The 5,752-nt window shown below is 74.0% G+C and carries 2 protein-coding genes; one reads left to right on the top strand and one right to left on the bottom strand.

What is annotated here, in order from left to right; all coding sequences use genetic code 11:
• Positions 1 to 3,635: adenylate/guanylate cyclase domain-containing protein (locus tag NBX02_RS15450; RefSeq protein ID WP_250291921.1), on the bottom strand; the 3,635-nt coding region annotated here is incomplete at its 3' end.
• Between the two features lie 938 nt (positions 3,636 to 4,573).
• Here NBX02_RS15450 and ftsZ point away from each other — a divergent pair.
• On the top strand, positions 4,574 to 5,752 hold a 1,179-nt coding region (ftsZ, locus tag NBX02_RS15445; RefSeq protein ID WP_250291919.1), incomplete at its 3' end, for a cell division protein FtsZ.

Here is a 5,752-nt window from a genome sequence, read left to right as displayed (position 1 = left end):
CGGGTGCGTACCGCCTGCAGGCCGAGGCCGGCGGCGGTCCGCAGCGCGGCCGCGCGCAGGTCCTCGGCGCGTTCCCGGTCGCCGTCGCAGCCCCGCGCGGACAGCACGAGCGCGTACTCCGCCTGGGTGAGCGCGACGAACGGCGCGGAGCCCATCGTCTGGTGCCGTTCCAGGGCCGCCTCGAAGTGCGCGCAGGCGGCGTCCCAGCGGCCGAGCGTCCCGGCGAGCACCCCGAGATGGTGGGTGACCGCGCCGAGGAAGCCCGCCAGGCCCAGGGTGGCGTTGTGCCGGGCGAAGGGCAGGACGAGGTCGTAGAGCCGGCCTGCCCACTCCCGCTCCCCGACCGCGGTCACGGCCTGGATGAACGCGACGATGGTGGCCCACCACGAGTAGTTCTCGTCCAGGTCGGCCGGGGCGTCCGGCGAGAGCCGGCCGAGCAGCTGGCGGACCTGGTCGTGGGCGCCCGACTCCGCGCTCAGCCAGGCCCGCATCGCCGGCCAGATCTGGATGTGTGACTGGAGGGTGGCGATGTCGTCGATGAGCGAGCGGGTGTCGGCGAGGCGCCCCCGCAGCCAGAGCATCGGGAGGGCCTGGCCGATGGGGATCAGGTCGGTCTGCGAGTGGCCGAGCTGGCGCAGGTGGGCCTGCAGGTCGCCAGCCATCCGCTGGGCGTCCCCGTAGCGTCCCTCGACGGTGGCGACGACCACGTCCCACATGGACGCGATTCGCAGGAACTCGGGATGGCGCAGCTCGCGGGCGAGATCGGTGAGGGTGGCGGCGGTGTCGGCGGCCAGGGCGAACTCCCCCTGCCGGAACCGCGCGGACATCTTGATCCGCAGCCCGTCCAGGAGCAGTTCGTGATTGCCGAGCTCCTCGCCCAGCCGCAGGATCTCGGCGGCGTCGGCAAGCTGCTCGTCGACGTCACGGGGGCCGTCCAGCGCCCAGCAGCGGTGGCGCAGCACGGTGGCCAGGGTCGCGAGGTCCCGTACCCGCCGGGCCATCGCGATCGCCTCCCGGCAGAGGGCGACCCGTTCGGCGTACGGGCGCTCGTGGTGTATCCAGTGGGCGAGCCGGCCCAGGGCCCTGGCCCGCGCCGGGCTGTCGGCGTCGCCCAGGCGTTGCAGTGCCTCCTCCAGCAGCGCCCGGCCCCGCGGGTCGGGGCTGACCGCCGGGGGCAGCACCCCGCCGTAGCCGAAGGCGGCGCGGGTGAACAGGTCGGTGGAGCCGCCGCTACGGGCCGCGGCGGCGGCCTCGAGGAAACGGGTGTCGCGGGCCGGGTACTCCCCGGCCCGGCCATGGGCGTCACCCAGGGCGAGCAGCAGTTCGGCGCGCAGCCCGCCACCGTTGCGGTCCAGCACGTCCAGCGCGCGGCGGTAGTGCAGCACCGCGCCGTCGAAGGCGGCCTCCGCCAGGGCCCGGTCGCCGGCGAGCCGCGCGTAGTGGACGGCCCGGTCGGCGACGGCCGGGTCCGCGGACGCCCAGTAGTGGTGCGCGAGTTCGGCGGGGGCGCTGGCCTGGCGGTCCTGGAAGGCGTCCCCGATCCGGCGGTGCAGCCGGGCGGCGCGGGTGACACCCAGGCTGTCCCGCAGGAACCGGCGGACGACCGAGTGCGAGAAGACGTACCGGGCGGGCTGGTCGTGGTCCTCCTGCACCAGGCCGGCCTGCCCCGCCTCGTCGAGCAGGTCGAGCAGGCGCATCTCGTCGATCCTGGTCGCGGCGCTGAGGATGTCCACGTCGAACTCGCGGCCGATCACGGAGGCGACGTCCAGCGCGGCGGCGCACTCCCGGGACAGCCGGCTCAGCCGCCAGCGCACCAGGTCCCGCACGGTCTCGGGGATCTCGATCTGGGACGGGACCGGTGGCCCCGGCGGGTCCGTCAGAAGCGGCCGGTCCGGCTGGAGCGGGTCCGTGGGAGCCGGCGGCGCTGGCAGCGCGCCCGGCAATGCCGGTGGGGCCGACAGGTCTGCCGGGCCCGCGGGCAGGTCCGCCGGGGTCCGGCCGGTGGCCGGGGGAGGAGCCGGGGACAGCGTCCCCACGTCCACCAGGTGGCGCATCATCTCCGTGAGGAAGAACGGGTTGCCCGCGGTGTCCGCCCGCAGCTCGCGGGCCAGCGCGAGGCCGGGCCCGGCCGGCCCGCCGCCGGTGACCCGCCCGAGCAGCGTCACGGTCTCGTGGTCGTCGAGGCCGCTGACGCTGATCCGCCGGCAGTCGACGTCCCGGACCAGCCGGGGCAGGAAGCCGCTGAGCTCCCCGTGGTCGGTGCTGCGGTAGGTGGCCACCACGAGCAGGGGAGTGGCCCGCGGCATCCGCGTGATGTGCTGTAACAGCAGCAGGGAGGAGCGGTCCGCCCACTGCAGGTCGTCCAGGACGGTCAGGACGGGGCGGCGGGTGGCCATCGTGGCCAGCCAGCCGTCGATGGCCTCGAACAGGCGGAACCGTTCGGCCTCGGGGTTGCCCGGCAGCGGGGCGCCGACGGCGCCGATGCGCTTGGCGACCTCGGGGAACAGCCGGGAGATCTCGTCGGCGTGCTCGTTGAACTCGGCGCGCAGCACGGAGCGCGGGCAGGTGCGGGAGTACTCGCTCAGCGCCTCCCGGTAGCCCTGGTAGGGGGCGAGGACGTCCTCGTCCCAGCGGCCGTAGAGCACCAGCCCGCCGTCGTCGAGCGCGATCCGCGCGATCCGCGCGGCCAGCGTGGTCTTCCCGATGCCGGGCTCCCCGCTGATCAGCGCGAGTACCCGGTGCCCGGAGCGGGCCCGCTCCCAGCCCTCCCGCAGCGCCCGCAGCTCGGCGGCCCGGCCGACGAAGACGGCGTCCGCCATGCTCGCCAGCCAGCCGAGGTGGGAACCGGCGGAATGCCCGGTGCCGGTGCCGCTCTCGGTGTCGGTGTCGGGGTCGGCGCCGGCGGCCGGCTCGTCGCGCGTCCCGGCCGGGGCGGACGCGTCGGGGGCCCGCAGCGGCGGGAAGGCGCTCTGCAGGCCGGGTACGACCAGCTGCCAGATCCGCTGCGTCTGGTCGAAGTCCTTCAGCCAGTGCTCGCCGAGGTAGCGCAGGCCGAGCCCGTCGGGCAGGGCGTCCTCGACGAGCGAGTGGGTGATCTCCGACAGCAGGATCTGCTCGCCGTGCCCGGCGGCGCACAGCCGGGCCGCCCGATGCACCCCGAGCCCGACGAACCGGCCGGTCCACGCGGTCGGCTCGGTGGTGTGGACGCCCATCCGGACGCGGACCCGGGCGCCGGCCGGCCACTGGTGTGCCGCCAGCGCGCGCTGGGCCGCGACCGCCGCCGCCACGGCGTCCCTGGAGGTGCGGAACGCGACGAAGAACGAGTCGCCCTGGGTGTCGATCTCCCGGCCGTTGTGGGCGGCGAAGGCCTGCCGCTGCAGGCGCTGGCAGGCGGCCAGGATGTCGCCGTAGCGGTCGCCGTGCCGGCGCACCAGCCGGGTCGAGCCCTCGATGTCGGTGAACAGCAGGGTCACCGTGCCCGTGGTGGACGGTTTGCCCGACAGGGGGTCGGTCAGCATGTTCTGGTCGATGAGAGAGCCAGGGGTGACCAGGCGTATCCGTGGGCCGGGTTCCACGGTGGCCTCGTCCGTGTCACATCGCCGGTCGGCAGCCCCGGAGGTGTTGGTGACGGCCACATCGCACCCCTCGGTTCCCGGGCTCTCCGACGTTACGGAGAAACCATGATCATAATATCTTTGATCCGCTGGCTGGATACCCGCTGGCGGAACCCGGCGGGGAAGCCTGCGCAGGGATATCAAAACACCTGCCGGGGCCGTGCACGCGACAACGGGCCGCCCATGGCCGGAAGCGTCGCGGAGGATTACCGGACGTTGCCGTGTGATTACAGCCGATTCACGATCGGAGGTTCACTTTCTCCGGGTAATCGGATTGATGCTACCGGTCGCCGCCGCCACGGCGGGTCGGCCGGACGCCTCGCTGCGCCCCGAGGTGGCCCCCGAGGTGGCCCCCGAGGTGGCCCCCGAGGTGGCCAGCGAGGGCCGCGGCCACCCACCCGCCCGTCGGGCCGTCGCCGTCGCCATTCCCTCGCGGGGCGTTCGCGGCTCCCGGTCGAGGGCGGCCAGGGCCCCGGAGTTCCAGGGTCACCATTCCCTCACGGGGCGTTCACGGGTTCTGGCGGGCGGGGCCCGGCGGATCGGCGCAGCGCGCGGGAGGCTCGGCCGGGCCCGGACCGGGCCGGGGAGGGCTGGCCGGGGAGGGCCGGGCGGTCCGGGTCCGCACCCGGGCCGCGGCGGTCGTCCCGGGTGCGGTGGATGCGGTCATCGCGGGTGCGGTGGATGCGGTCATCCCGGGTGTGGCGGATGATGTGACCGAACGGACGGGAAAGGTGTGACGTGACGCGCCGGGCGTGTCCTTGACCCCCGGGTTACTCCTCCCTACTGTCCGGTCCACGGTTGGAAGTTGACATAACATTAACTGTCTAGCTGACGGTGAAGGTTGAAGCTCGCCGATCGTTACCTGCTCCATCCGTTCGGTGCAGCATTCCCCGCCGTACCGGCCGGCTGGGACACGCCGCCCCGTCCGCCCATCGACGCCGCTGGAGGACCGACACCGCATGGCAGCTCCACAGAACTACCTGGCGGTGATCAAGGTCGTCGGGATCGGCGGTGGCGGTGTGAACGCCGTCAACCGCATGATCGAGGTCGGTCTCAAGGGCGTCGAGTTCATCGCGATCAACACCGACGCCCAGGCCCTGCTCATGAGCGACGCCGACGTCAAGCTCGACGTCGGCCGTGAGCTCACCCGCGGCCTCGGCGCCGGCGCGGATCCGGAGGTCGGCCGCCAGGCGGCCGAGGACCACCGGGAGGAGATCGAGGAGGTCCTCAAGGGCGCCGACATGGTGTTCGTCACAGCCGGGGAGGGCGGTGGCACGGGCACCGGCGGCGCGCCGGTGGTGGCCAACGTCGCCCGGTCGCTGGGCGCACTGACGATCGGTGTCGTCACCCGTCCGTTCACCTTCGAGGGACGCCGCCGCGCCACTCAGGCCGAAGCCGGGATCGACGCGCTGCGCAACGAGGTCGACACCCTCATCGTCATCCCGAACGACCGGCTGCTGGCGATGACCGACCGTGACATCAGCGTGCTGGACGCGTTCCGCAGCGCCGACCAGGTGCTGCTCTCCGGTGTGCAGGGCATCACCGACCTCATCACCACCCCCGGTCTGATCAACCTCGACTTCGCCGACGTCAAGACCGTCATGTCGCACGCGGGCAGCGCCCTGATGGGTATCGGGCGGGCCCGCGGCGACGACCGGGCCATCGTCGCGGCCGAGCAGGCCATCGCCTCACCCCTGCTGGAGGCGAGCATGGACGGCGCCCAGGGCGTCCTGCTGAACATCTCCGGTGGCTCCGACCTCGGCCTGTTCGAGATCAACGCCGCCGCCGAGCTGGTCGCCGACGCCGCCCATCCCGAAGCGAACATCATTTTTGGCGCGGTGATCGACGACGCGCTCGGCGACGAGGTCCGGGTGACGGTCATCGCCGCGGGCTTCGACACCATCCCGCAGCGGCCCAAGGCGTTCCTGCCCGGCGCCCGCCGCGGCCCCGCCAGCCCGCCCGCCAGCACGGGGAACTCCACCGCCACGCAGGGCGGCGCGGCCCCGGGCACGTCAGGGCCCACGTCCACGGTGGCCCCCGTGGCCGCCACCCCGCCCGCGGCGTCCACCACGCCCCCGGCCTCGTCCTTCGCCGCCGCGCAGCCACGGGCCGTTCCCGCGACGGCGGCGGCCCCGCAC

Origin of the sequence: Protofrankia sp. CiP1_Cm_nod1 (assembly GCF_920888515.1) — a bacterium.
In the GTDB taxonomy this organism is placed as follows: Bacteria; Actinomycetota; Actinomycetes; order Frankiales; family Frankiaceae; genus Protofrankia.
This window is presented reverse-complemented; position numbering and strand designations above follow the sequence as displayed.